Origin of the sequence: Mycobacterium sp. UM_WGJ, from assembly GCF_000455125.1 — a bacterium.
Classification (GTDB): Bacteria; Actinomycetota; Actinomycetes; order Mycobacteriales; family Mycobacteriaceae; genus Mycobacterium.
Genome location: NZ_AUWR01000014.1, coordinates 1 through 21,265, shown reverse-complemented (window position 1 = coordinate 21,265; position 21,265 = coordinate 1). Strand labels below are relative to the sequence as shown.

The window sequence follows — 21,265 nt, the reverse complement described above, 5'->3', positions numbered from 1 at the left end:
ACGACAGGAAGAGCAACACCATGAGCGTACAGACGATCTATCTGGTGACCGTCGTGGTGACCGCGGTCGCCACCGTCGCCATCGCGGTACCCGATTTCATTCCCGCACAGTTCGTGCTGGCCAATTCGGCGCGGGTGGGAGTGCCGCGGTCCTGGCTGCCGCTCTTGGGCGGGCTGAAACTGGCCGGCGGTGCCGGCCTGCTCGCCGGCCTGGCGGGGTTCCCGGAGCTCGGCATCGCGGCCGCGGCCGGCCTGGTCGCGTACTTCGTCGGGGCGGTCGTGACCCATGTGCGGGCCGGGGTGTTGTCCAACATCGGTTTCCCCGCCGCCTATCTGCTGCTGTCGGCGGCTTCGCTGGCGATCCTGCTGGCCTGACCTAACCGAATTCGGCGGCCGGGTCGGTGTGGCTGGCCGCGCCGGCGCGTCGCGGCAGTTCGACGACGACGTTGGTGGCCTTGACCGAGGCGACGACCAGGCTGCCGGGCTGCAGCTGCAACTCGTCGGCGGCCTCCCGGCTGACCAGCGAGACCAACCGGAACGGGCCGGCCTGGACCTCGACCTGCGCCATGACCGTGTCACGGGTGACCTTGGTGACCAGCCCGACCATCCGGTTACGCGCCGACTGGCCCACCACCGGATTGCGTGACACCGGTTCGACGGCAGCGCGCTCCTGGGCGAACCGTGCCAGCTCGGCACCGTCGACCATGCGAGGACCACTGCCCGTCGTCACCGATAGGCGACCGGAGTCGATCCACCGGCGGACGGTGTCATCGCTGACCCCGAGGAGCTCGGCGACTTCGGCAATACGAAAGCTCGGCACGCAGGGAGTTTATCGCCGCTGTCGCGCCTAATCAGCCTCCTGGGAAATACCGGATTGCTGTGAGCTCGGCGGCCTCGGCCTTAAGTCATCGGGCCGCCTGCATCACCGTCGCACCGGCGCTGCGTACCGCCGCCAACGCGTCGGCGGTCGACTCGGCCGACACGCCCGCGGTCAGGTTCGACAGTACGGCGGTGGTAAATCCTTCGTGGACAGCGTCTTTGGCGGTAGAGCACACGCAGTGCTCGGTGGTGACTCCGACCACGTCGACGTTGCGCACTGCATGCTGGATCAGCCAGTCACGCAGTGCGGTGCCCTCGTCATCGACACCCTCGAAGCCGCTGTATCCCGCGCTGTAGGCGCCCTTTTTGAAGACCGCCTCGATCCGATCGGTGCGCAGCGCCGGATGGAATTGCGCACCAGGACTTTCCGCCACGCAGTGCGGCGGCCAGGACGTCTGGTAGTCCGGATGCTCGGAGAAATGCGCGCCGGGGTCGACGTGCCAGTCCTGGGTGGCCACCACATGCGCATAGCGGGCTTTGCCGGTCGGGCTGTCCAGGTAACGGCTGATCTCCTGTGCGAGGGCCGCCGCGCCGGACACCGGGATCGCGCCGCCCTCACAGAAATCGTTCTGCACGTCGACGATGACCAGCGCCCGCATCCGTCCACAGTATCGTCGGCGCCGCAGCGCTTCTCGCGCACACAGCGCCCAGGATCCGAGCACCGTCCCCAGCACCGCGACCTCGACCGCGGTGGTCCACGCGGGCGGATACAACACACCGGCCAGATAGTGGGCGATGAATCCATCCGGCGGCAGCGGGGCCATCCCGGCGGCGGCGCGCGCCCGGCGCTCCAGCCAGGTCAGCGGGCAGTCCAGGTGTCCGACAACGATCAGCATCGCCCAGAACGCCGCCGCGATGTGCAGCCAAAGGGTGCGTGGCCATCGCACGGCGAGAAAGCCGCCGAGCACGACGTAGCCGACGAACGCAAGGTGCGATGCGACGATGAGCACCACCGCGATCTGGTACATCGGTCCGCCGTTTCGCCCTCCGCAGAAACCGCTTCCGTCCCTATCCGTCACGGTACATTGGCGGACATCCAACGTGGTCAGGAGTGAATCTGATGACAACCGGCGATTTCGGCCCGAACGGTCCTGGCTACGGCCCAGGAAGCCCCGGAAACCCCGGATATGGCCCTGGATATGGCCAGCCCGGCGGTTATCCGCCGCCGCAGGGCTGGGGGGCCCAGCCCGGATGGGGACAGCAACCGGGCGGGCTCGGCAGGCGCTTTTGGGCCCGCGTGCTCGACGGCTTCCTGGTCGGAATCGTGTCGTTCTTCTTGTCGGTGTTCTTGTTCTCCGACGATTACCCGTTCCTGGTCACCGGCCTGTTCTCCGGGGCGCTGACGTTCGGCTACTTCGTGCTGTTCGAGGTAACGCAGGGCGCCACCCCCGGCAAGCGACTGCTGGGCCTTTCGGTGCACGGACCTGACGGAGTGTCCAAGCCGACGGCGTCGCAGTCGGCCATCCGTAATTCGTTCACCCTGCTGGCCGTGGTCCCCTACTTCGGTGCGCTGCTGGCCTTCGTGGCCTACGTCGTGATCGCCGTGACGATCAGCGGCAGTCCGACCAAGCAGGGCAAGCACGACGAGCTGGCCGGCGGCACCCGGGTGACCCGGGCCTGATTCCCCTGCCGGGGCGTCAGCGGGCTAGCGAAAAGCCCTGCCAGGCCTTGCGTCGCTCGGGAGCCGGGTCGTATTCCAGGCGGGTCTTGCGGTCGAACACCATGACGGCGCGCTCGTCGGCGGTGTAGGCCGGCCAGTTGTCGCCCGGCACCCCCGCTCGGCTGAACGCCCCCCACCGGCGCTGCACCTGCTTGCTGACCTGCAACGCCGTGCGGCGGTCCGCGCCCGCGGTGAGTAGGCGCCCGAACCCGCCGGTGCGGTACACATCGAACACCGCGAACAACTCGGTGGCGTGCGTGGCGCCCATGCCCGACCAGCGCAGCATCCGCGGCGCATAGTCGTAGCGGTAGACGTAGGTGGGTGCATGCGCCCCATGGGCTTCGGCGATCTGCCACACCGCGGCGTTGAAGGCGAAATCACCGCCGAGCCGGATACAGGCCGCCCGCTTGGGGTAGTCCGGATAGGCGGCGATGATGCGATCGCGCACTCCCGCGTCGGTGCCGGCCAGCACCGCCTCGACTGTCGGCTCGTCGACCGGCAGCATCCGCAAGAACCGGGTGAACAGCCGCCCTTCATCGGCGTTGCTGCCCACGATGAGCGGAACCTGGTGCGCCGACCCCTGCCGCATCGCCTCAACCGGGTCCACCGGCAGTACGTCGTCTCCGCAGACCGGGCCGATCGGGAACGCGCCCAGCATGTCTCGGTTGCCGTCGGCGATCAGTCGGTCCTGGGCGGCGAGCAGTTCCGACGGCGTCACGCGCAGCAGCGCCTGGGCGCCGTCGGACGGGCGTACTCCGAGCAGCGCGGCGAATCGTTCGGCGAAGGCGGCAGCAATGTCGGTGTTGCGCACCAGCCCCGCGGCCGGGCTTTCGGCGATCGCACGGCCGAACAGGCCTTGCGCCGCGGGAACCGCCAGCAGGGTGGCCACCGCGTGCGCGCCGGCGCTTTCCCCGAAGATGGTGACGTTGTCGGGGTCGCCGCCGAACGCCGCGATGTTCTCCTGAACCCAGCGCAGGGCAAGCACCAGATCGCGCAGGTACAGATTGCTGTCCAGGGTGACGCCGGGGGCCGACAGCGACGACAGATCCAGACAGCCCAGCGCGCCCAGCCGGTAGTTGACCGACACGTACACACACCCGCGACGGGCCAGCGCCGCACCGTCATAGATGGGGGTAGCCGAACTGCCCATGATGTAGCCGCCACCGTGGATGAACACCATGACCGGCAGCGGCTCGGTGTCGGTGCGCTCCGGGGCTACCACGTTGAGCGTCAGACAGTCTTCGCTGGTCGGCTGGAACCGGCCGGGACCCAGGACGGTGTAGAACCGTTCCTGCGGCGCGCAGTTGGTGAATCCGTGGCAATGGCGCACCCCAGACCACGGCTCCGCCGGCTGGGGCGCCCGAAACCGCAGCGGACCGACCGGCGGACGGGCATAAGGGATGGACCGCCATCTGCGCACCCCGTCGCGGACGAAACCCTCCACAACGCCGGTGGCGATGCGGGCCTGCACAGGGTGGTTATGCATGAGCCGAACGGTAGCGAATCACCCGGTGGTTAGCGAACCTCGACGCAGGAGAGGTGAGGCTGGACCGCCGCGTGGACCCGGTGGTTAGCGAACCTCGACGCAGGAGAGGTGAGGCTGGACCGCCGCGTGGGCCCGGTGGTTAGCGAACCTCGACGCAGGAGAGGTGAGGCTGGACCGCCGATTTAACAGAGCCGGTTAGCCTATCGGCATGCGTCTCACCGGACTGGTCGCCGTACTGCTGTTGGTCGCGGGATGTTCCGGCGCCAAGGTCGACGAGCCGACGCCGACTTCGACCGGGCCGTCTGCCTCCAGCACGGCACCGCCGTCGACATCGGTGACGTCAACCTCGGCGAAGCCGTCGGGTCCGCTGGCTCCCCCCGCTGCCGGTGCGGCGATCTCCGACGTGATCGCCTGGATTGAGGCCGGTCGCCCCGTCGACGCCGCCGACTACCACAAGGCCACCCGCGACGGCGAGGTCACCGACCTCATCGATGATGTCGCCTTCACGGTGGCGGCCGCACCCCGCCGCGCCACCACCTGCATCAGCGATGCCGGTTCCTCCGACAGTGCCCTGGCCTGTGTGGTGGATCTGGCCAACCCGCCGGCGCAACCCGCCGACATCTACGGCGAGTGGAAGGGCGGCTGGGTCGACTTCGGCGGCAACACGCTGCGGGTGGGCTCCGCGCACGGCGATCCGGGCCGGTTTGTGCACGGCGACGGGGCACAGCTGCCCGACGGATCCAGCGTGTCGTTCGGCGACTACCGCTGCCGGGCGGATCAAGTGGGGCTGATCTGCGTGAACTACGCCCACCGGTCGGCGGTGCTGTTCAGCCCGACCGGCATCGGAACCTTCGGCTGCCTGCACCCGGTGCCGCCGCCGGCCAACGCCGGTGAGCAGTTCAGCTGCGCCAGCTGAGCTTCAGCGCCAGCGATCGGCCGAATCGACGGCCTGCAGCAGGACGTCGCACAGTTGCCGCAGCTCGTCGTGGGGGGCGTCTTCGGACAGCGCGGTCGCGATGTCCTCGGCCGCGCAGCGCACCTGATAGACCCGATCGGACAGGGCGGTCGCCTCGTCGGCGGAGAGCACCACGGAGTCGGGCGTCAGGGCGGTCGTCTTCCCGCTGCTGATCAGGGCGCGCTGCTCGTAGGCGCGCTGCCGGCAGGACTGCCGGCAGTACTGGCGCCGACGGCCGATCCCGGCATCGCCCACGTCGCGGCCACACCATCGGCACGGCTGGGGGCGGGGACTGCGAGGCACGTCTGAACACCTTAGTCCGAGGACCGCGACGTTCCCGGTATCATGAGAGGTCGCGCCGTATGCGCCGGGAACTTCAGAGGGTTCGCCCGCGTTGACACTCGCGAGGCATTTTTCACCAATAGGCAAAGGAGAGTGGGTCATGGCTGATCGTGTTCTGCGGGGCAGTCGGCTGGGAGCCGTGAGCTACGAGACCGACCGCAACCACGACCTGGCGCCGCGCCGCATGGCGCGTTACCGCACCGACAACGGTGAAGAGTTCGAGGTCCCCTTCGCCGACGACGCTGAGCTCCCCGGTACCTGGATGTGCCGGAACGGCCTGGAAGGCACCCTGCTCGAGGGTGACCTGCCCGAGCCGAAGAAGGTCAAGCCGCCACGCACGCACTGGGACATGCTGCTGGAGCGCCGCTCGGTCGAAGAGCTCGAGGAGCTGCTCAAGGAGCGCCTGGAGCTGATCAAGACCAAGCGGCGCGGCTAAAACCGCGGACTTCGCTGCACCGCGGCGTCTCACCCGAGACGTCGCGGTGTTTTAGCTCCGGACGACGCCCCGGAGCCGGTTGAGCCGGCCGCCGATCCCCCACCGCGCGACCTTGACCATCGCTTCGCGGATGTTCGAGCCGCTCATCTTCGACACGCCCAGCTCACGTTCGGTGAACGTGATCGGCACCTCGGTGATGGTGAATCCGCTGTTCACGGCCCGCCAGGTGAGGTCGACCTGGAAGCAGTAGCCCTTCGAGTCGACCGCGTCCAGCCCGATCTTCTCCAGCACGCCGCGCCGGTAGGCCCGGTAGCCGGCGGTGATGTCGTGGATTCCGACGCCGAGCAGCAGCCGCGCATAGGTGTTGGCGGTCTTGGACAGCACCAGCCTGCGCACCGGCCAGTTTCGTACCGTCCCGCCGTCGACGTAACGCGAGCCGATCGCCAGGTCGGCGCCCGCGTCGATGGCGTCCAGCAATCGGTAGAGCTGCTCGGGAGCGTGGCTGCCGTCGGCATCCATCTCCACGATCACCTCGTAGTTGCGGTCCAGCCCCCAGGCGAACCCGGCCAGGTAGGCCGCGCCCAGTCCGGCCTTGGAGGTCCGGTGCATGACGTGAATGCGCTCCGGGTCGGCGGCCGCCCGCTCATCGGCCAGCGTGCCGGTGCCGTCGGGGCTGCCGTCGTCGACAACGAGGACGTGCACGTCCGGTCGGGCCTGCTGGAGCCGGTCCAGGATGATCGGCAGGTTCTCGAGCTCGTTGTAGGTGGGGATGACCACCAGAGTGTGCAGGCTGGGACGCTCACTCATCGGCGCCGTTCCTCCCGTTCTCCGCATCGGCGCCGGTGCGGCCCCGCTTGAAATGTCGTCGCGTAATCCGACCGCGCATGAAGTTTCCATTTTGCCGTATGGCGGCCAGCAGAGACGCAACGGCCGCTGCGAGCAGCACCCACTGCAGCACCGGCGCCCACCGCGTCGCCGGCGTCAGGGTGGTCTTGAGCCGCACGTGGCTGTCGAGGTAGGCGGGCTCAAAGAAGGCGGTACGGGCCAGCTCACGTCCGTCGGGGGCGATCACCGCGCTGATTCCGGTGGTTCCGGCGACGACGACGTAGCGGTCGTGCTCGACGGCGCGCACCTTGGCAAACGCCAACTGTTGCTCGCTCATCGTCTCGTCGAAGGTGGCGTTGTTGGTCGGTACCGCCAGCAGCTGGGCGCCGGCGAGCACCGACTGGCGCGGCGCGCGATCGAAGATGACTTCCCAACAGGTGGTCACCCCGACCGGGACGCCGGCGACGTGCACCACCCCGTTGCCGTGGCCGGGAACGAAATACCCTGCCCGATCGGCATAGCCGGACAGGTGGCGGAACAGGCCGCGCCACGGCAGGTATTCACCAAACGGCTGCACGATCCGCTTGTCGTGGCTCTCCCCCGGCCCGGTGCGCGGATCCCACACCAGCACCGAATTCGACGCCACCGGATTGTCCCGGCTCCAGCCGGGCGCGGCACGCACCGTGCCCACCAGGATCGGGGCGTCGACCGCCTGGGCGGCGACGGTGATCTGCTGCGCGGCATCGATGTTCGTCAACGGGTCGATGTCCGAGGCGTTCTCCGGCCAGATCACGAACAGTGGCTGCGGGGCGTGCCCGGTCGCGACATCCTCTGCCAGCCGCAGGGTTTCGCGGACGTGATAGTCCAGCACCTCCCGGCGCTGGGCGTTGAAGTCGAGCCCGAGTCGTGGCACGTTGCCCTGCACCGCCGCCACCGTGATCGAGGGTTCGTCGCCGGCTCCCACGCCGGAACGGCGCACCCCCGGCCACACCACGACGGTGGTCAGCAGCACCAGGCAGATACACAGTCCGGGCACCAGCACCGCCGGCGGGCGGTCGGTGGAGCCGGGTGCCGGCGGGTTCCGCAGCCACCGCACGATCTCGATGGCCAAAGCGGTGCCGGCGCAACCGATCAGCACCACTCCGGTCGATAACAGTGGCACGCCGCCGAGCGTGACCAGGGGCAGCAATGGTCCCGCGGTCTGGCCGTATCCCACGGCCCCCCAAGGGAACCCCCCGAACGGGACTACTGACTTCGCCCATTCCTGGGCGGCCCACAGCAGCGCGAACCAGATCGGCCAGCCGGCCAGGGACCGCACTGCCACCGCCGCCGACCCGAATAGGGCGGGAAACAGTGCGCACATCAACGCCAGGATCAACCAGGGCGCGGCGCCGACCAGCCCGCCCACCCACGGCAGCAGCGGCAGATAGAACGCCAGGCCACACAGCAGGCCATACCCGAAACCCCCGGCAAGGGTGGTCTCTCGGCGAATGAGCACCCAGCTCAGCAGCGCGAGCGCCAAAATCGCGGCCCACCACCAGTTCAGCGGGGGGAAACTGGCACGCAACAACATGCCCGCAGTCACCGATACGGCCAGCTGCGCCCAGCGATCGGCCGCGGCGATGCCCAGCCGTTCGAGCCGGTTCGGCCCGGCCGGCTCGGCGTGGGTGAGAACCTCGCCGTCAGATTCGGTGGAAACGTCAGCGGCCGGGTCGACGGGGTCCGCCGGGGTTTCCGCTGCCGGTTCCTCGGTGGGCTCAACCATGCAGGACCACACCACGGTGCACCGTGCGACGGCATCGGGGACTGGCGCCGGGCTCGAGCACCGGCAGCGCGGGCACCCGTGCGCGTGGATCGGTCGACCATCGCTGAACGGAGTCGCGAGGTGCCTCAACGGCAAGGGCGCTGGTCTCCCAGACCGCATAGGAGGCGGGCGCACCGGCCGCCAAGGTCCCGGTGAGGCCGTCGTTGATACCGGCGGCCCGCCAGCCACCGCGCGTCGACGCGGCGAACGCCGCCCGCACCGATACCGCACTGCCCGGCGTGCGGTGGTTCGCTGCGGCGCGCACGGCAGCCCACGGGTCCAGTGCGGTCACCGGGCTGTCAGAACCGAACGCGAGGGGCACGCCTTGGGATGCTAACAGCGCGAAAGGGTTCAACCCGGCGGCTCGCTCGGCACCCAGGCGCTGGGCGTACATGCCGTCCTCGCCGCCCCACTGTGCATCGAACACCGGCTGCATGCTGGCGATCACGCCCCAGGAGCCCAGCTTGGCGGCCTGCTCGGCGCTGACCATCTCCAGGTGCTCCAGCCGATGTCCGCAACGGGCCACCGCGGGCACCCCGAATTTCCCGACCACCCGTTCCAGCGCCGCAACCACCGTGGTGACCGCGGCGTCGCCGATCGCGTGGAATCCGGCCGTCACCTCCGCCTCGGTGCAGGCCCACAGGTGGGCGGTGACGGCGTCGAGGTCCAGATGGCACACGCCGGTGCTGCCGGGAGCGTCGGCGTAGTCCGCGTGGAGCCAAGCGGTGTGCGAGCCCAGCGCGCCATCGACGAACAGGTCGCCGGCGAGTCCGCGTGCACCGGTCTCGGCGACCAGCTCGCGTGCCCGGGCGGCGCTGGTGACGGCCTCGCCCCAGTAGCCGATGACCTCGACGCCGTGGCCGCCTTCGCCCAGGGCCCGCAGTTCGCGCCAGTCGTCGAGACCGCCGATGTCCGGGCCGGCACATTCATGTACCGCGACGATCCCGGCCGCGGCGGCGGCATCCAGTCCGGCCACCCGGGCTTCGGCGCGCTGTGCGGCGGTGAGCAGGGTGCCGGCCACGGAACGGACCCGATGGTGGGCATCGCCGGACAGCGGGACGGCGGCGTCGATCTCGGCCGGCAGTTCCGGCACCAGGTTGCGCAACGCCGTCGAGGCCAACGCGGAGTGGACGTCGGCGCGAGACAGGTATGCGGGTCGATCCCCCACCACGGCGTCGATCGCCGCGGTGTCGGGGGCACGACCGTCGGGCCAGCCGGATTCGTCCCAGCCATGTCCGCGGATCGGTTCACCCGGATGGGCTGCGGCGTAGTCGGCGATCAGTTGCAGGCAGTGCTGCGCCGAGGTCGCCGCCCGAAGGTCCAGCCCGATGCGGCACAGTCCGGTCTCGGTGAGGTGGACGTGACTGTCCACGAAAGCCGGCGTCACCAGCGCGCCGTCGAGTTCGATCACCTCGGCCTGCGGGAACTGATCGCGGCCGACGTCGTCGCTGCCCAACCAGGCCACCACCCCGTCCCGGACCGCCATCGCGGTGGCGTCGGGATGACTCGGGCTGTGGATTCGCCCGCCGAGCAGCAAGGTGGCAGGCCTGCCGGTCACAACGGTCACGACGTAGAACGTACGGGTTGGCGCAGGCTGCCGGTCAGGCGACCGGAAGGCCGCGCGGCCCGGTGTCGGTGACGTCGACGAATTCGGCGTCGATGTAGTCGGTTCGGCTTCCGGGTGGCCGCCGCGTGGTGTACCACTGCCGACCGACCGTGGCCGCAGCCACCAGCGGGGTATGCCTGCCCAGCGTGGTGGCCGCCACCGCCGCCAGCAGCGGACGGGCGACGGCCCGGGTCGGGGGCGCCAACAGCAGCAGACCCACCAACGAGGTCACCGGTCCCGGAACGAGGACCAGCACGCTGCCGGCCGTGACCAGCCCGCTGTCGGCGAGAACACCCGGGCCGGCGGGCGTGCGCAGGCGGCGGATCTGCCGCCTGATCTGCCCGCCTGCCAGCACTACCCCGGCCAGGAAGAGCCCCAGCAGCAGCAACGCCGTCCAGCCGAACCCGATCGCCCAGATCAACGCGGCAACCGCCGCCAGCTCCACCAGGGCGTAGAGACCGAAGATCCGCAGCACACCGCTCACCATGCCATCCCAACGTTCGGGCCGGTGATGTGGTTCCAGCCCATCGCGACGACGTGCCGGGACGGCAATACTGATGCGATGACGAGGATCCAACTCGAGGCGCCCGCCGGCCCCATCGATGCGCTGCTGGACGCTCCGGCGGGGCCCGGGCCGTGGCCCGGTGTGGTGGTGATCCACGACGCGATCGGCTACGGCAGGGACATGCAGGCCATCTCCGAACGTATCGCGGGCGCGGGTTACCTCGCGCTGTCGCCGAATCTGTACTCCCGGGGCGGCCGGGCGCGCTGCATCACCCGGGTGCTCCGGGAACTGCTCACCCAGCGCGGCCGCGCCCTCGACGACATCTTGGCGGCCCGCGATCACCTGCTGGGCATGCCCGAGTGCTCGGGTGCGGTCGCCATCGCCGGCTTCTGCATGGGCGGCCAGTTCGCATTGATCTTGGCGCCCAAGGGTTTCGGGGCCTCCGCCCCGTTCTACGGGGTGCCGTTGCCGCGCCACCTCGAACAGACCCTCGATGGGGCATGTCCTATCGTGGCCAGCTTCGGAGGCCGCGACCCGATGGGCCGCGGCGCCGCCGATCGGTTACGTCGGGTGGTCGAAGGCAAAGGCATCGCCCACGACATCAAGGTGTATTCCGGCGCAGGCCACAGCTTCGCCAACGAGCTGCCGGCCCAGCCGCTGATCCGCATCGCCGGTTTCGGCTACAACGAGGCCGCCGCCACCGACGCCTGGGACCGCGTGTTCGGCTTCTTCGGCCAACATCTGCACCCCACAGGGTGACCGTTTCGCCTTGACCGCTTAGGCCGGACCGCCGGCCGCCGCCAGCACCCGCGGAAACAGCACGTTGTTCTCTTTATGCACGTGCAGGTGGATGTCGGACTCCAAGTCCGCCAGACCAGCCAGCATCGCGGTGTAGCTGGCGCAGGCATCCGCCGGGACGCGGTAGCCGTTGGTGAGCTCACGCAGTTCGGCCAGCAGGTGACCGGCATTGTCATGCTCCTGCTGGTTCTCGGCCAGTTCGGTGCGCACCTCGTCGGGCAGCGGCGTACCCGATCCCCCGGCATGCAGGCTGATCTGCGGAAACAACCGCGTCTCTTCGGTGCGCAGGTGCGGCTCCATGCCGCCGCGGAGCCGATGGAAGACCTCGCTGACCCGCAGCAGCTCGCCGTGGTTGGGACCGTGCACCCGCGCCACCTTGTCCACCAGCTCCGCCAACCGCGGGAACTCCTCCCACAGGAACCGGTGGTGGGTGCTGACGATGTGGGCGATCAGCGAGGGGTCGTCGTAGTCCGCCCAGTCGGCCGGCTGCCCCGGAGATGCGCCGTTGAGTGCGGCCAGCAGTTCCTCGGCGTCGACGCCGTCGGCGGCGCACGCCGCGCCCAGGGTGCGCTGACCATGGCAGCAGAAATCGATCCCGAACCGGCTCAGGATGCGGGTCGACGACGGGTCGGCGGTGACGATGTCACCGAGAATCTGATCGGAAGTGACGGTTGCCATGGTGGCTCCTAGAGATCGGGGTTGCGATCCAACCATGCACATTTAAATGAACAAAGTCCATTATATGTGATGTAGTCGATCACTCCCGATCTGCCGGGGTCAATGCGAGCCCGACGTTGGTGCGCATGCCGCCCCGCAGCTTGCTGAAAAAGTTGAACACCGGGCCGATCAGCTTGTAACGCTTGCCGATTGCTGCATAGACGGCGCCGTTGTCGGCTTTGTCCAAGATTGTGGCGACCGCCTCGATGGCTTCGCTCTTGGGTCGTCCCCGCACATCGCACACCGCCAAGGTCACTCGCGGGGTGTTGCGGACGCGCTTGACCTTCCAGGACGACTCCTGGGTGATCACCAGCAGTCGGTCGCCGTCGGGCGCGGCCCACACCGGGGTCGGCTTGGGCCGGCCGTCTTTGGTGAACGTGGTCAGCAGCAAATAGTCAGACTTGGCGATCTGGGCGAAAGTCGGGGTCATGGCCGCGAACTTACCCGCCCAGAGCCCCGGGTCCCTTTTCCTGGCTAGGTACGGGTCCGGCTCCGCGGCGACAGCGGCGCACGCCCAACAGTTACAGCGGCGGGCGGTTGGCGATGGGATGCAAGTCGGCGAGCTTGGGCAGCTCGGACTTCGGCTGCTCCGCATCGACGAAGTCAGCGACGGCATCAAGGGTGATCAGCCCGTAGCGCACCAGCAGATCAACCGCGTTCAATCCGAAGTGAGTGGCAACTCGGATCAGATTGTCGGCGGTGATCAAGCGCCCTTCGTGTGCGGCCTTGTAGTAGGCGGACTTCCGATATCCGAAGGCCTCGTATACCTCGGTTGCCGGAAGCGGCCTACCGACCAGGTAAGGCAGCACGACCGACGGGTCCTTTTTACGATCGTCCATGGATGTACACTCTAGTCCTGTCAGGCGGGAAGAGATCAGAAACCTATGCCAAAACTCTTCGCGTATTCCCACAACCCGGTATGTCGGGTTCCGAGACATTCTACGGAGCCCCCGGTTGCGGGCCTGCGCGGACCCCCCGTTTGTTAACGCGGCATCCGGCGCCACACAGATTGCGGCAGCGTTCTGAGCACGGCGAACAGTGGGCGCAGGGCCCACGGCACCCATACGGCGCGACGGCCCTTGCGCAGGGCCCGGGCCGCCGCCAGAGCCACCTGCTGCGGGGTGCTCGCCAGTGGAGCGGGATCCATGCCGGTGGTCATCCGGCCGACGACGAAACCCGGTCGCACCAGCAGCAGGCGCACGCCCGTGCCATGTAGTGCGTCGGCGAGCCCGCTGGCGAAGCCGTCGAGTCCGGCCTTCGCCGAGCCGTAGACGTAGTTGGCCCGCCGGACCCGTACCCCCGCCACCGAGGAGAACACCACCATGCGGCCCCGGCCGGCGGTGCGCATGGCCGCCGCCAGGTGGGTGAGCAAACTGATCTGGGCGACGTAGTCGGTGTGCACGACGGCCACCGCGTGCGCCGCATCGCACTCCGCGCGGGCCTGATCGCCCAGCACGCCGAACGCCAACACGGCGGTGCCGATCGGACCGTGCTCGGCGATCAGTTCTGCCACCAGAGGGCCGTGGGCGCTCACGTCGTCGGCATCGAACTCTTTGGTGTGTACCGCGGTCGCGCCGGCCGAGCGCACCGCGGCGACTTCGGCCTCAAGCCGCTCGGCGGAGCGCGCCGCCAGCACCACCGTCGCGCCGGGCGCCAGCTGCTGCGCCAACTCGAGGCCGATCTCACTGCGTCCGCCGAAAATCACCACCGGCCCGTCAACCGTGTCGCTCACGGCAGAGATTATCGCCTGCGCTAGCGTGGGCGGTGATGGCGAACGCAACGACTCGACTCACCAGTGACGCGTTGGCGTTTCTCACCGAACGCCACCTGGCGATGCTGACCACGTTGCGTGCCGACAGCTCGCCGCACGTGGTCGCGGTGGGGTTCACCTTCGACCCGAAAACCCACATCGCCCGGGTGATCACCACCGGCGGATCGCAGAAGGCGGTCAACGCCGAACGCGCCGGGGTCGCCGTGCTGAGCCAGGTCGACGGCGCGCGCTGGCTGTCCCTGGAAGGCAGCGCCACGGTCAACGACGCCCCCGCGGCGGTTCGTGACGCCGAGCTACGCTACGCCCAGCGCTACCGGACCCCGCGGGTCAATCCCCAGCGAGTGGTGATCGAAGTGCAGGTGGAGCGAGTGTTGGGTTCTGCCGACCTGCTCGACCGCGGCAACCGCTAGCCGGTCGCCTGGTTCACCGGGACCACCACCAGGTCGTGCGGCCGACTGTTCAGTGATTCCACGCCGTCGGCGGTGACGATCACGATGTCTTCGATGCGGGCGCCCCACTTGCCGGGAAAGTAGATGCCGGGTTCGACCGAAAACGCCATCCCCGGCCGGAGCGTCTCATCATTGCCCGCAACGATGTAGGGCTCTTCGTGCACCGAGAGGCCGATGCCGTGGCCGGTGCGGTGCACAAAGTATTCGGCCAGACCGGCCTTCGCCAGCACGTCGCGGGCCGCCGCGTCGACCTGTTGCGCCGTCATGCCCGGGCGAACGCTGGCGACCGCGGCACGCTGCGCCTCCTGCAACACCGAATAATGTTGCGCTACCTCGGGATTCGGCTCGCCCAGGCTGTAGGTCCTGGTCGAGTCGGAATGGTACCCGGGCTCGACCGGCCCCCCGATGTCGACGACCACGATGTCACCGGCCTGCAGCACCCGCTCGGAGCACTCATGGTGCGGGTCCGCGCCGTGCGGGCCCGAACCCACGATGATGAAGGCCACCTCCGAATGACCTTCGGCCACGATCGCCGCGGCAATGTCGGCGGCCACGTCGGCTTCGGTGCGGCCGGCCACCAAGAACTCCGGCACCCGCGCATGTACCCGGTCGATCGCCGCGCCGGCCTTGCGCAGGGCATCGATCTCGCTGGGGTCTTTGATCATTCGCAGATCACGAAGGACGCCCGTCGCCAAAACGGGCGTTGACCCGAGCACGTCGACCAATGGCAACAGGTGCAGCGCCGGCATCGAGTCGGTGACAGCAACAGCCGACGACGATGCTGCGCCCAGCGCCTCGCCCACCATGCGATAGGGGTCTTCGCCGTCGACCCAGTCCCGCACCGCCACCCCTAGGTCTGCCATCGCGGATTCGCGCAGCGCGGCCAGCTCCAGCCGCGGCACCACCATGGTCGGAGAACCGGAGGCCGGCAGCACCAGCGCGGTGAGCCGCTCGAAGGTCTGCGCCCGCGACCCGGTCAGGTAGCGCAGGTCGTAGCCGGGCGTGATCACCAGGCCGGCCAGGCCGGCTTTCGCGGCCGCGGCGGCCGCGGCAGCCAATCGGTGGGCGTAGACACTGCTTTCGAAGCGGGAAGTCACGCACATCAGGCTATCGGGCGCACCTAAATGACGGTCCAGCTCGCCTCTCCTCCGTCGAGCCTTGCCAACCGCCGGCCAATAGGCTGGCACCCATGACTGCTCCGGTGTTGCTGCTCGACGGTGCCAGCATGTGGTTCCGTTCCTACTTCGGGGTGCCGTCCTCGATCACCGCACCCGACGGCCGGCCGGTGAACGCGGTGCGCGGCTTCTTCGACTCGGTTGCCACCCTGATCACCCGCCAGCGCCCCAGCCGGCTGGTGGTCTGTCTGGATCTGGACTGGCGACCGCAGTGGCGGGTGGACCTCATCCCGTCTTATAAGGCGCACCGGGTGGCCGAAGAGGTGCCCGATGATTCAGACATCGAAGAGGTGCCCGACGAGCTGAGCCCGCAGGTGGAGATGATCGCCGAGCTGCTCGACGCGTTCGGCATCACCACGGGTGGCGCACCCGACTTCGAGGCCGATGACGTGCTGGGCACCTTGGCGGCCGCCGAACAACGCGACCCGGTGATCGTCGTCAGCGGTGACCGCGACCTGCTGCAGGTGGTCGCCGACCAGCCGGTCGCGGTGTCGGTGCTCTATCTGGGCCAAGGACTGGCCAAGGCGACGTTGTTCGGCCCGGACGAGGTGGCCGAACGCTACCGCCTGCCGCCGGAGCGGGCCGGGGCTGCCTACGCCGAAATGGCCCTGCTGCGTGGTGACCCCTCCGATGGGTTGCCCGGGGTGGCCGGCATCGGTGAGAAGACGGCGGCCGGCCTACTGACCCAGTACGGCTCGCTCGAAGCAGTGCTGGCCGCCGCCGCTGACCCGGGATCGCCTATGGCCAAGGGGGTTCGGGCCAAACTGCAGGCGGGACAGCCCTACATCGAGGCCGCCGGTCCGGTGGTACGCGTGGCCACCGACGCTCCGGTCACGCTGTCGACACCGTCGGACACCCTGCCGCGGGTGGCAGCCGACCCGGCGCGGGTCGCCGAATTGGCGGAGCGCCTGGGAGTCGGTTCCTCGATCGCCCGGCTCCAGCGAGCGCTGGACACGCTGCCGGACTAAGCCAGCCGGTTAATGCGGCCTATTTGGGCCGGCCGACCTCATAGGTGCCCGAGTTGTCCTGGAAGGTGACGGTGACCTGACGCTTGGTCCCGTCGATGCTGACCTCGCAGTTGAAGGTGTCGCCCTGCTTGACCACCGGGCTCTGCCCGTTGTTGCAGCGGACGTCCTTGACGTTCTTGGCGCCGTAGCCGTTGGTCTGGTCGGCCAGGATCTGCTGCACGCCTTCCTGGGCCTTGTCGATGTCGAGCTTGGTGGTCACGAAGAAACCCGGCTTCCAGAAGCCGAGCACCAGCAGCACCAGGACGGCGACGCCCACGCACCCGGCGAGCACCGAGCTGACCATCCCGGACGGGCGCTTGGTCGCGGTGCCCGGCGCCGGGTATTGCCCCGGCTGCTGCGGGTACTGACCGTACTGGCCTGGCTGGCCGTACGGCGACGGCTGACCGTACTGGCCCGGCTGGCCGTAGGGCGACGGCTGACCGTATTGGCCCGGCTGGCCGTACGGCGACGGCTGACCGTACTGCTCGGGCTGCGGGTAGCCGGGATATTGCTGCGGCGCCGACGGGTACGCGCCCTGCTGCGGGTATTGGGGGTACTGCTGCGGCGTGTAGGCCGGGGGCTGCCATTGCTGCTCAGCTCCGGTCGCGGGACCCTGTCCGGTGCCCTGGTCCTCGGGCTGACCGGGCTGCTGAGGCTGCCACGGCTGCGTCGGGTCGTATCCCTGCGGTCCGCTCATCGTTGTTCCTCAAGTCCTCTCACGTAGCGGGTGCTGATCACCGCCGGCTCTCCACCGTAGCGCCCGGACCAGCCTACCCGGCGTCAACGGCAACGACCCCGCGCAAAACCGTGTCGATCGCCTGTTTTGCGGTGGCCCGCAACTCCGGACTGGGGGCCGCATTTCGCAGCTGATCCAGCAGGTCGAGCACTTGCCGGCACCAGCGCACGAAATCACCCGCTGACAGCGGCGTTCCCGCGCCGGCCGCATCCGACGCGGCCAGTGCCGAGGCCAGATCGCCGCTGCGGGCCCACCGGTAGACCGCGGCGACGAACCCGTCGTCGGGTTCGCGGGTCGGGTTGATGCCGTGCCGGCGCTCGTCGGCCCGCAGTGCCGCCGAGAGTTTGCGGGTCTGGTGCAGGGCGCGGCGCACCGCTTCGGTTGGCGCCTGCAGGGTTGAGAGTCCGCCAGCGCTGCTGGAGTCCTGGCCGCCGCGGGTCTCGTAGAGCACCGCGGAGACCACCGCCGCCAGTTCAGCGGGCTTGAGACCCTGCCATGTCCCGGTGCGAAGGCACTCGGCAACCAAAAGGTCGCTCTCGCTGTAGATCCGGGCCAGCATCCGGCCATCGTCGGTGACGCGGGGACCGCCATCCCCCGCGTCGACCGCGTCAGCGCGCGTCTGGTCGTCGTCGCTGCGCTCGGTGTCGGCGCCGGCGCGAATGAAGCCGCGTTCGGACAGCAGCCCGACGATGCGGTCGAAGGTGCGCGCCAGCGAATTGGTGGCCGCCTCGACCTTCCTGCGCAACTGCGCGTTGTCGGCCTCCACCCGCAGGTAGCGCTCGGCGATACGCACCTTGGCTTCACGATCCGGCGCATCGTGAACGGGATGGTCGCGCATGCGCTGGCGCAGGGCCGCAAGTTCTGGATCCACGGGTGACTCGTCTGCGTCGCCGCGGCGCTTGCGCGAGCTGGGCACATCGAGGCCGGCGGCCGCCGATCGCAGTGCCGAGGCCAGGTCGCGGCGGACACGCGGCTGGCGGTGCTCCACCCGCTTGGGCAGGCTCATCGTGCCGATCGGCGGGACGGCACCCGAATAGTCGGCCGAGGAGATGCGGCCGGCCCAGCGATGCTCGGTGAGCACCAGCGGGCGCGGCTCGTCTGACTCCCGATCGGCCTGCAGCACCACCGCCAGCCCGCCGCGGCGGCCGTTGCTGAGATTGATGATGTCGCCGCGGCGCAACGACGCCAGGGCGTCACTGGCGGCCCGACGGCGCTGCAACCGGGAAGCGCGGGCGTGAGCGCGTTCGCGTTCGGAGATCTTCGCCCGCAGCCTGGCGTAGTCGAGTACGGCTGAGTCGCGCCCGCCGAACTCGGCGGCGATCTCGTCCAGGGTGCGCTCGCCGCGATCGGCGCTGCGCACCAGGCCGACGACAGACCGGTCGGCCTGGAACTGGGCGAAGGACTGCTCCAGCAGCTGATGGGCCTGCTCGGGGCCCATGTGCTGGACCAGATTGATCGTCATGTTGTACGACGGCGCGAAGGAGCTGCGCAGTGGAAAGGTACGGGTGGACGCCAGCCCGGCCACCTGGTCGGGGTCGGCGGTGCTCTCCGCCGGGTGCCACAGCACCACCGCGTGGCCTTCGACGTCGATGCCGCGCCGGCCGGCCCGGCCGGTCAGCTGGGTGTACTCCCCCGGCGTCAGCGCGGCGTGCTGCTCACCGTTGAACTTCACCAGCCGCTCGAGCACCACCGTGCGGGCCGGCATGTTGATGCCCAGCGCCAAGGTTTCGGTGGCGAACACGGCTTTGACCAACCCCGCGGCGAACAGCTCTTCGACGGTGTGGCGAAACACCGGCAGCAGTCCGGCGTGGTGACCGGCCAGACCACGCAGCAGCCCCTCCCGCCATTCGTAGTAACCCAGCACGTCCAGGTCGTCGTCGGCCAGATCGCCGCAGCGGTGGTCGATCACCTCGGCAATACGGGCCCGCTCGGATTCGGTGGTCAGCCGCAACGGCGAGCGCAGGCACTGCTTGACCGCGGCGTCGCAGCCGGCCCGGGAGAACACGAAGGTGATCACCGGTAAAAGGCCCGCGGCGTTGAGGACCGCGATCACGTCCGGGCGCATCGGCGGCCGGTAGGTCGGCCGGTCTGGGCGGCCCGCGCCCCCGTGCCGTGTTCGACGCGAGCTTCCCCAGTCGGTGAGCCGGTCGGCTTCGCGGCGATGGGCGATGTGGCGCAGCAGCTCGGGGTCCACTCGCGGTTGGCCACCCGCGGCGCGGGCGTCGGAATGGGACTCGAACAGATCGAAAAGCCGCTTGCCGACCATCATGTGCTGCCACAACGGCACCGGGCGATGTTCGTCGACCACCACGGAGGTGTCGCCGCGCACCGTCTGGATCCAGCCGCCGAATTCCTCGGCGTTGCTGACCGTCGCCGAGAGGCTGACCAGCCGTACCTCCTCGGGCAGGTGCAGGATGACCTCTTCCCACACCGCGCCGCGCATCCGGTCCGCCAGGAAGTGCACCTCGTCCATGACAACGTGGGAAAGGCCTTGCAGCGCCGGTGAATTCGCGTAAAGCATATTTCGCAGCACCTCGGTGGTCATCACCACCACCGGCGCATTCGAGTTGATCGACAAATCGCCGGTCAGCAGTCCCACGCGGTCTTTGCCGTACCGGGCCACCAGATCGGTGTGCTTCTGGTTGCTCAGCGCCTTGATCGGCGTGGTGTAGAAGCATTTTCCGCCGCCGGCCAGCGCCAGGTGGACCGCGAACTCGCCGACGACGGTCTTGCCGGCTCCCGTGGGTGCGCACACCAGCACTCCCCGACCGTCCTGCAGGGCCTCGCAGGCCCGACGCTGAAAACCGTCCAGCCCGAAGGGCAGTTCCGCGGTGAACCGATGCAGCTCGGTCTGTCCGGGCGTTTCCGGTGGACTAGTCATGTGGCGTGGTGACCGGTGTGGGCGTTTCGATGGGCGAGGCTTGCTCGTCGTCAAGCACGGTGGTTGCTTCCCGCTTGGGCCTTGCGCCGGTCATGGAGCCGGGCGATCTGGATGGCGAACTCCTGTAACAGAGTCAGCGTGCAACCGAGCACGATCATCGAGAACGGGTCCGAACCCGGGGTGAAGAACGCGGCGAACACGAACATCGCGAAGATCAGCCCGCGCCGCCACTCCTTGAGCCGGGCGTAGCTGAGGACGCCGACCATGTTGAGCATCACGATCAGCAGCGGGAACTCGAAGCTGATTCCGAACACCACCAGCAGGTTCAGTAAGAACCCGAAATAGCGGTCGCCGGACAGCGCGGTCACCTGCACGTCGCTGCCGACGGTCAGCAGAAAGCCGAGCGCCTTGGCCAGCACCAGGTAGGCCAGGATGGCGCCGGTGACGAACAGCACGGCCGCCGAGACGACGAACACCACCGCGAAGCGCCGCTCTTTGCGGTAAAGGCCCGGGGTGATGAACGCCCACAACTGGTAGAACCACACCGGGCAGGCCAGCACCACCCCGGCAGCCAACCCCACTTTGAGGCGCAGCATGAACTGGTCGAACGGCGCCGTGGCCAGCAGCCGACACTTCCCGTCGGGCGCGATCGCCGCACGCGCGGACTCCGGCAGCTCGCAGTAGGGATGACGCAGCCACTCGCCGAGGCTTTCCAGCCCGAAGATCGGTTGGGTGTACCAGACGAAGCCGATGATCGTGGTGAGCACGATCGCGGCCATCGAGATCAGCAGCCGGGTACGTAGCTCCCGCAGGTGGTCGACGAGCGACATCGTCCCGTCGGGATTGGTGCGGCTACGCCGCTGACGGGGGTCGAGCCGCCGCAGAACTCCGAACGTGCGCACAGTCGATTGGGGCGCGGTCGCCGCGACGGCGGAACCGGGTTACGCCGACTGGCCACCGGCCGCCGGCGGATCGACCCGCTCGGACGCGACGGTGGTCGAGGTGGCAGTCGAATCGGGCTTGCTCTCGTTCTGCAGCTCGCGGACCTCGGACTTGAAGATGCGCAGCGACTTACCCAACGAGCGTGCCGCATCGGGCAATCGCTTGGCGCCGAAGAGAATGATCACGGCGACGGCGAGGATCGCCAGGTGCGACGGTCCTAAAGCGTTCACTTTGGTTACCTCCAGACGTCGCCACGATGCTACCGCAGCTCATTGGCCCGGCGGTTCAGCGA

Annotated in this window: 23 protein-coding genes and 2 pseudogenes; 7 read left to right on the top strand and 18 right to left on the bottom strand. The window is 68.9% G+C overall.

Annotated elements, in window-relative coordinates:
• The first annotated feature begins 20 nt into the window (after positions 1 to 20).
• Complete coding sequence (locus tag N416_RS0106270) at positions 21 to 374, top strand: DoxX family protein (RefSeq protein WP_024441266.1); 354 nt, start codon at positions 21 to 23, stop codon at positions 372 to 374.
• A 1-nt stretch (position 375) separates the two neighbouring features.
• On the opposite strand, the gene N416_RS0106265 is transcribed toward N416_RS0106270, so the two are convergent.
• The 3 genes and pseudogenes from N416_RS0106265 to N416_RS23740 all read right to left on the bottom strand — a co-directional run.
• Positions 376 to 819 (bottom strand): molybdopterin-binding protein, encoded by a 444-nt coding sequence (locus N416_RS0106265; RefSeq protein ID WP_024441265.1) that lies wholly within the window; start codon positions 817 to 819, stop codon positions 376 to 378.
• Between the two features lie 85 nt (positions 820 to 904).
• On the bottom strand, positions 905 to 1,477 hold the full coding sequence (locus N416_RS23745) for an isochorismatase family protein (RefSeq protein ID WP_024441264.1): 573 nt from the start codon (positions 1,475 to 1,477) through the stop codon (positions 905 to 907).
• A gap of 51 nt (positions 1,478 to 1,528) precedes the next feature.
• Positions 1,529 to 1,846, bottom strand: a pseudogene (locus N416_RS23740) (DUF2784 domain-containing protein); the annotation flags it as partial.
• 92 nt (positions 1,847 to 1,938) lie between these two features.
• Between N416_RS23740 and N416_RS0106255 the strand changes: the two are divergent.
• Positions 1,939 to 2,499: an RDD family protein gene (locus tag N416_RS0106255; protein WP_024441263.1), complete on the top strand. Its 561-nt coding sequence runs from the start codon at positions 1,939 to 1,941 to the stop codon at positions 2,497 to 2,499.
• A gap of 16 nt (positions 2,500 to 2,515) precedes the next feature.
• Here N416_RS0106255 and N416_RS0106250 read toward each other — a convergent pair whose 3' ends face one another.
• Positions 2,516 to 4,024 (bottom strand): carboxylesterase/lipase family protein, encoded by a 1,509-nt coding sequence (locus N416_RS0106250; protein ID WP_024441262.1) that lies wholly within the window; start codon positions 4,022 to 4,024, stop codon positions 2,516 to 2,518.
• Positions 4,025 to 4,232: 208 nt separating this feature from the next.
• On the opposite strand from N416_RS0106250, the gene N416_RS0106245 reads away from it, so the two are divergent.
• Positions 4,233 to 4,940 carry a hypothetical protein gene (locus tag N416_RS0106245; RefSeq protein WP_024441261.1) on the top strand — a complete coding sequence of 236 codons (708 nt, stop codon included), beginning with the start codon at positions 4,233 to 4,235 and terminating at the stop codon, positions 4,938 to 4,940.
• 3 nt (positions 4,941 to 4,943) lie between these two features.
• On the opposite strand, the gene N416_RS0106240 is transcribed toward N416_RS0106245, so the two are convergent.
• A complete protein-coding gene (locus tag N416_RS0106240) occupies positions 4,944 to 5,282 on the bottom strand; it encodes a hypothetical protein (RefSeq protein WP_046300871.1) in 339 nt (112 codons plus the stop codon).
• 139 nt (positions 5,283 to 5,421) lie between these two features.
• Between N416_RS0106240 and N416_RS0106235 the strand changes: the two genes are divergently transcribed.
• Positions 5,422 to 5,757: an RNA polymerase-binding protein RbpA gene (locus N416_RS0106235; RefSeq protein ID WP_024441259.1), complete on the top strand. Its 336-nt coding sequence runs from the start codon at positions 5,422 to 5,424 to the stop codon at positions 5,755 to 5,757.
• 51 nt (positions 5,758 to 5,808) lie between these two features.
• Here N416_RS0106235 and N416_RS0106230 read toward each other — a convergent pair whose 3' ends face one another.
• The 4 genes from N416_RS0106230 to N416_RS0106215 form a co-directional block, all read right to left on the bottom strand.
• Entirely contained in the window at positions 5,809 to 6,564 is a 756-nt protein-coding gene (locus tag N416_RS0106230) for a polyprenol monophosphomannose synthase (RefSeq protein WP_024441258.1), read from the bottom strand.
• The gene (gene lnt / locus N416_RS0106225; RefSeq protein ID WP_024441257.1) at positions 6,557 to 8,347 is read right to left on the bottom strand and encodes an apolipoprotein N-acyltransferase; all 1,791 of its coding nucleotides are present in this window, start codon (positions 8,345 to 8,347) and stop codon (positions 6,557 to 6,559) included. Before lnt ends, N416_RS0106230 begins: the two co-directional genes overlap by 8 nt.
• Positions 8,340 to 9,872 carry an amidohydrolase gene (locus tag N416_RS0106220; protein WP_051190196.1) on the bottom strand — a complete coding sequence of 511 codons (1,533 nt, stop codon included), beginning with the start codon at positions 9,870 to 9,872 and terminating at the stop codon, positions 8,340 to 8,342. The genes lnt and N416_RS0106220 overlap by 8 nt, the downstream gene beginning before the upstream one ends.
• 115 nt (positions 9,873 to 9,987) lie before the next feature.
• Positions 9,988 to 10,476: an FxsA family protein gene (locus tag N416_RS0106215; RefSeq protein ID WP_231383998.1), complete on the bottom strand. Its 489-nt coding sequence runs from the start codon at positions 10,474 to 10,476 to the stop codon at positions 9,988 to 9,990.
• Between the two features lie 78 nt (positions 10,477 to 10,554).
• Between N416_RS0106215 and N416_RS0106210 the strand changes: the two genes are divergently transcribed.
• Positions 10,555 to 11,256 (top strand): dienelactone hydrolase family protein, encoded by a 702-nt coding sequence (locus N416_RS0106210; RefSeq protein ID WP_024441254.1) that lies wholly within the window; start codon positions 10,555 to 10,557, stop codon positions 11,254 to 11,256.
• An 18-nt stretch (positions 11,257 to 11,274) separates the two neighbouring features.
• Here N416_RS0106210 and ric read toward each other — a convergent pair whose 3' ends face one another.
• The 4 genes from ric to N416_RS0106190 form a co-directional block, all read right to left on the bottom strand.
• On the bottom strand, positions 11,275 to 11,973 hold the full coding sequence (gene ric, locus N416_RS0106205) for an iron-sulfur cluster repair di-iron protein (protein WP_024441253.1): 699 nt from the start codon (positions 11,971 to 11,973) through the stop codon (positions 11,275 to 11,277).
• Between the two features lie 79 nt (positions 11,974 to 12,052).
• Positions 12,053 to 12,442, bottom strand: coding sequence for a PPOX class F420-dependent oxidoreductase (locus tag N416_RS0106200; protein ID WP_024441252.1), 390 nt, complete (start codon positions 12,440 to 12,442; stop codon positions 12,053 to 12,055).
• A gap of 91 nt (positions 12,443 to 12,533) precedes the next feature.
• Positions 12,534 to 12,851: a hypothetical protein gene (locus N416_RS0106195; protein WP_024441251.1), complete on the bottom strand. Its 318-nt coding sequence runs from the start codon at positions 12,849 to 12,851 to the stop codon at positions 12,534 to 12,536.
• 143 nt (positions 12,852 to 12,994) lie between these two features.
• Positions 12,995 to 13,744 (bottom strand): SDR family NAD(P)-dependent oxidoreductase, encoded by a 750-nt coding sequence (locus tag N416_RS0106190; protein ID WP_024441250.1) that lies wholly within the window; start codon positions 13,742 to 13,744, stop codon positions 12,995 to 12,997.
• Between the two features lie 35 nt (positions 13,745 to 13,779).
• Between N416_RS0106190 and N416_RS0106185 the strand changes: the two genes are divergently transcribed.
• Entirely contained in the window at positions 13,780 to 14,193 is a 414-nt protein-coding gene (locus N416_RS0106185; protein ID WP_024441249.1) for a F420-dependent biliverdin reductase, read from the top strand.
• Here the strand turns inward: N416_RS0106185 and N416_RS0106180 are convergent.
• Positions 14,190 to 15,335 (bottom strand): Xaa-Pro peptidase family protein, encoded by a 1,146-nt coding sequence (locus tag N416_RS0106180; protein WP_024441248.1) that lies wholly within the window; start codon positions 15,333 to 15,335, stop codon positions 14,190 to 14,192. The two genes, N416_RS0106185 and N416_RS0106180, sit on opposite strands and share 4 nt — an antisense overlap.
• A gap of 86 nt (positions 15,336 to 15,421) precedes the next feature.
• Between N416_RS0106180 and N416_RS0106175 the strand changes: the two genes are divergently transcribed.
• The gene (locus tag N416_RS0106175; protein WP_024441247.1) at positions 15,422 to 16,375 is read left to right on the top strand and encodes a 5'-3' exonuclease; all 954 of its coding nucleotides are present in this window, start codon (positions 15,422 to 15,424) and stop codon (positions 16,373 to 16,375) included.
• 19 nt (positions 16,376 to 16,394) lie between these two features.
• On the opposite strand, the gene N416_RS0106170 is transcribed toward N416_RS0106175, so the two are convergent.
• The 4 genes and pseudogenes from N416_RS0106170 to tatA form a co-directional block, all read right to left on the bottom strand.
• On the bottom strand, positions 16,395 to 17,111 hold the full coding sequence (locus N416_RS0106170; protein WP_024441246.1) for a DUF4333 domain-containing protein: 717 nt from the start codon (positions 17,109 to 17,111) through the stop codon (positions 16,395 to 16,397).
• A 73-nt stretch (positions 17,112 to 17,184) separates the two neighbouring features.
• Positions 17,185 to 20,031, bottom strand: coding sequence for an RNA helicase (locus N416_RS0106165; protein ID WP_024441245.1), 2,847 nt, complete (start codon positions 20,029 to 20,031; stop codon positions 17,185 to 17,187).
• Positions 20,024 to 20,933, bottom strand: a pseudogene (gene tatC / locus N416_RS21340) (twin-arginine translocase subunit TatC). The gene N416_RS0106165 and the pseudogene tatC overlap by 8 nt, the downstream one beginning before the upstream one ends.
• Before the next feature lie 39 nt (positions 20,934 to 20,972).
• The gene (tatA, locus tag N416_RS0106155; RefSeq protein WP_024441244.1) at positions 20,973 to 21,203 is read right to left on the bottom strand and encodes a Sec-independent protein translocase subunit TatA; all 231 of its coding nucleotides are present in this window, start codon (positions 21,201 to 21,203) and stop codon (positions 20,973 to 20,975) included.
• Positions 21,204 to 21,265: the final 62 nt, after the last annotated feature.

Bases quoted from the DNA above. Each gene is read 5' to 3' on its own strand.
- N416_RS0106185 (WP_024441249.1), top strand. From the start codon at position 13,780: ATGGCGAACGCAACGACTCGACTCACCAGTGACGCGTTGGCGTTTCTC.
- N416_RS0106235 (WP_024441259.1), top strand. From the start codon at position 5,422: ATGGCTGATCGTGTTCTGCGGGGCAGTCGGCTGGGAGCCGTGAGCTAC.
- N416_RS0106270 (WP_024441266.1), top strand. From the start codon at position 21: ATGAGCGTACAGACGATCTATCTGGTGACCGTCGTGGTGACCGCGGTC.
- N416_RS0106255 (WP_024441263.1), top strand. From the start codon at position 1,939: ATGACAACCGGCGATTTCGGCCCGAACGGTCCTGGCTACGGCCCAGGA.
- N416_RS0106245 (WP_024441261.1), top strand. From the start codon at position 4,233: ATGCGTCTCACCGGACTGGTCGCCGTACTGCTGTTGGTCGCGGGATGT.
- N416_RS0106210 (WP_024441254.1), top strand. From the start codon at position 10,555: ATGACGAGGATCCAACTCGAGGCGCCCGCCGGCCCCATCGATGCGCTG.
- N416_RS0106170 (WP_024441246.1), bottom strand. From the start codon at position 17,111: ATGAGCGGACCGCAGGGATACGACCCGACGCAGCCGTGGCAGCCTCAG.
- ric (WP_024441253.1), bottom strand. From the start codon at position 11,973: ATGGCAACCGTCACTTCCGATCAGATTCTCGGTGACATCGTCACCGCC.
- N416_RS0106165 (WP_024441245.1), bottom strand. From the start codon at position 20,031: ATGACTAGTCCACCGGAAACGCCCGGACAGACCGAGCTGCATCGGTTC.
- N416_RS0106230 (WP_024441258.1), bottom strand. From the start codon at position 6,564: ATGAGTGAGCGTCCCAGCCTGCACACTCTGGTGGTCATCCCCACCTAC.
- lnt (WP_024441257.1), bottom strand. From the start codon at position 8,347: ATGGTTGAGCCCACCGAGGAACCGGCAGCGGAAACCCCGGCGGACCCC.
- N416_RS0106220 (WP_051190196.1), bottom strand. From the start codon at position 9,872: ATGGCGGTCCGGGACGGGGTGGTGGCCTGGTTGGGCAGCGACGACGTC.
- N416_RS0106195 (WP_024441251.1), bottom strand. From the start codon at position 12,851: ATGGACGATCGTAAAAAGGACCCGTCGGTCGTGCTGCCTTACCTGGTC.
- N416_RS0106250 (WP_024441262.1), bottom strand. From the start codon at position 4,024: ATGCATAACCACCCTGTGCAGGCCCGCATCGCCACCGGCGTTGTGGAG.
- N416_RS0106180 (WP_024441248.1), bottom strand. From the start codon at position 15,335: ATGTGCGTGACTTCCCGCTTCGAAAGCAGTGTCTACGCCCACCGATTG.
- N416_RS0106200 (WP_024441252.1), bottom strand. From the start codon at position 12,442: ATGACCCCGACTTTCGCCCAGATCGCCAAGTCTGACTATTTGCTGCTG.
- N416_RS23745 (WP_024441264.1), bottom strand. From the start codon at position 1,477: ATGCGGGCGCTGGTCATCGTCGACGTGCAGAACGATTTCTGTGAGGGC.
- N416_RS0106175 (WP_024441247.1), top strand. From the start codon at position 15,422: ATGACTGCTCCGGTGTTGCTGCTCGACGGTGCCAGCATGTGGTTCCGT.